The 1,582-nt window shown below is 49.1% G+C and carries 1 protein-coding gene and 3 pseudogenes; 3 read left to right on the top strand and 1 reads right to left on the bottom strand.

Annotated features, from left to right (window positions below; all coding sequences use genetic code 11):
* The 3 genes and pseudogenes from BGK49_RS14260 to umuC form a co-directional block, all read left to right on the top strand.
* Positions 1–300 (top strand): annotated as a pseudogene (locus BGK49_RS14260) (IS1-like element IS1X2 family transposase); the annotation flags it as partial.
* Between the two features lie 224 nt (positions 301–524).
* Entirely contained in the window at positions 525–944 is a 420-nt protein-coding gene (locus BGK49_RS14255; RefSeq protein ID WP_000897381.1) for a translesion error-prone DNA polymerase V autoproteolytic subunit, read from the top strand.
* Positions 944–1,422: pseudogene (umuC, locus tag BGK49_RS14250) on the top strand (DNA polymerase V catalytic protein); the annotation flags it as partial. The gene BGK49_RS14255 and the pseudogene umuC, both read left to right, overlap by 1 nt.
* 27 nt (positions 1,423–1,449) lie before the next feature.
* On the opposite strand, the pseudogene BGK49_RS29480 reads toward umuC, so the two are convergent.
* Positions 1,450–1,582: pseudogene (locus tag BGK49_RS29480) on the bottom strand (IS110 family transposase); the annotation flags it as partial.

Below are 1,582 nucleotides of genomic sequence, written 5' to 3'. Positions count from 1 at the left end.
ACGGTTGTGGCGCACGTCTTCGGTGAACGCACTCTGGCCACACTGGAGCGTCTTCTGAGCCTGCTGTCGGCCTTTGAGGTCGTGGTATGGATGACGGATGGCTGGCCGCTGTATGAATCACGCCTGAAGGGAAAGCTGCACGTTATCAGCAAGCGTTACACTCAGCGCATTGAGCGACATAATCTGAATCTGAGACAACATCTGGCAAGGCTGGGACGGAAGTCACTGTCGTTCTCAAAATCGGTGGAGCTGCATGACAAGGTCATCGGGCATTATCTGAACATAAAACACTATCAGTAAGTTGGAGTCATTACCGAATGCTTCTATTCTATTTTTTTGCCGGGTGATATTTTTCATTTCTGCTGGATGAGCGTCGTCGCCAGAAGGCCACGTGAGCACAGGATAAGAGAACGAAAAATCAGCAGTCTATACAGCGACAAATATTGATAGCCTGAATCAGTATTGATCTGCTGGCAAGAATAGACTACTGTATATAAAAACAGTATAACTTCAGGCAGATTATTATGTTGTTTATCAAGCCTGCGGATCTCCGCGAAATTGTGACTTTTCCGCTATTTAGCGATCTTGTTCAGTGTGGCTTTCCTTCACCGGCAGCAGATTACGTCGAACAGCGCATCGATCTGAATCAACTGTTGATCCAGCATCCCAGCGCGACTTACTTCGTCAAAGCAAGTGGTGATTCTATGATTGATGGTGGAATTAGTGACGGTGATTTACTGATTGTCGATAGCGCTATTACCGCCAGCCATGGTGATATTGTCATCGCTGCTGTTGACGGCGAGTTTACGGTGAAAAAATCGCAACTACGCCCGACGGTACAGCTTATTCCCATGAACAGTGCGTACTCGCCCATTACCATCAGTAGCGAAGATACGCTGGATGTCTTTGGTGTGGTGATCCACGTCGTTAAGGCGATGCGCTGATGTTTGCTCTCTGTGATGTAAACGCGTTTTATGCCAGCTGTGAGACGGTGTTTCGCCCTGATTTATGGGGTAAACCGGTGGTTGTGCTATCGAATAATGACGGTTGCGTTATCGCCCGAAACGCTGAGGCAAAGGCGCTGGGTGTTAAAATGGGCGATCCCTGGTTCAAACAAAAAGATCTGTTTCGTCGCTGTGGTGTGGTTTGCTTTAGCAGCAATTATGAGCTTTACGCAGACATGAGCAATCGGGTGATGTCGACGCTGGAAGAACTATCGCCCCGCGTCGAGATTTACAGTATTGATGAGGCATTCTGCGATCTGACAGGTGTGCGTAATTGTTGACTGATTTTGGCAGAGAAATTCGCGCAACGGTGCTACAACGTACCCATCTTACTGTTGGTGTGGGGATCGCCCAGACCAAAACGCTGGCTAAGCTTGCCAATCATGCGGCAAAAAAATGGCAGCGGCAGACGGGGGGGGGTGCCCCTATTAAGTTGTCAAGTATGTTATGACCCCTGCGGGGTATAAAAAGTCCCGTCGCGCATCATGGCGAACAGAACGTCGCAGCGTCGTCTCGCCAGGGCGATAAGCGCCTGATTGTGTCGTTTTCCCTGACTCATTTTGCGGGTGTAGTAAGCC

Origin of the sequence: Shigella sp. FC1544 (assembly GCF_001722145.1) — a bacterium.
Taxonomy (GTDB): Bacteria; Pseudomonadota; Gammaproteobacteria; order Enterobacterales; family Enterobacteriaceae; genus Escherichia; species Escherichia coli.
The sequence above is the reverse complement of the archived record's forward strand: the minus strand, read 5'-3'. Positions and strand labels throughout refer to the sequence as shown.

Bases quoted from the DNA above. Each gene is read 5' to 3' on its own strand.
- BGK49_RS14255 (WP_000897381.1), top strand. From the start codon at position 525: ATGTTGTTTATCAAGCCTGCGGATCTCCGCGAAATTGTGACTTTTCCG.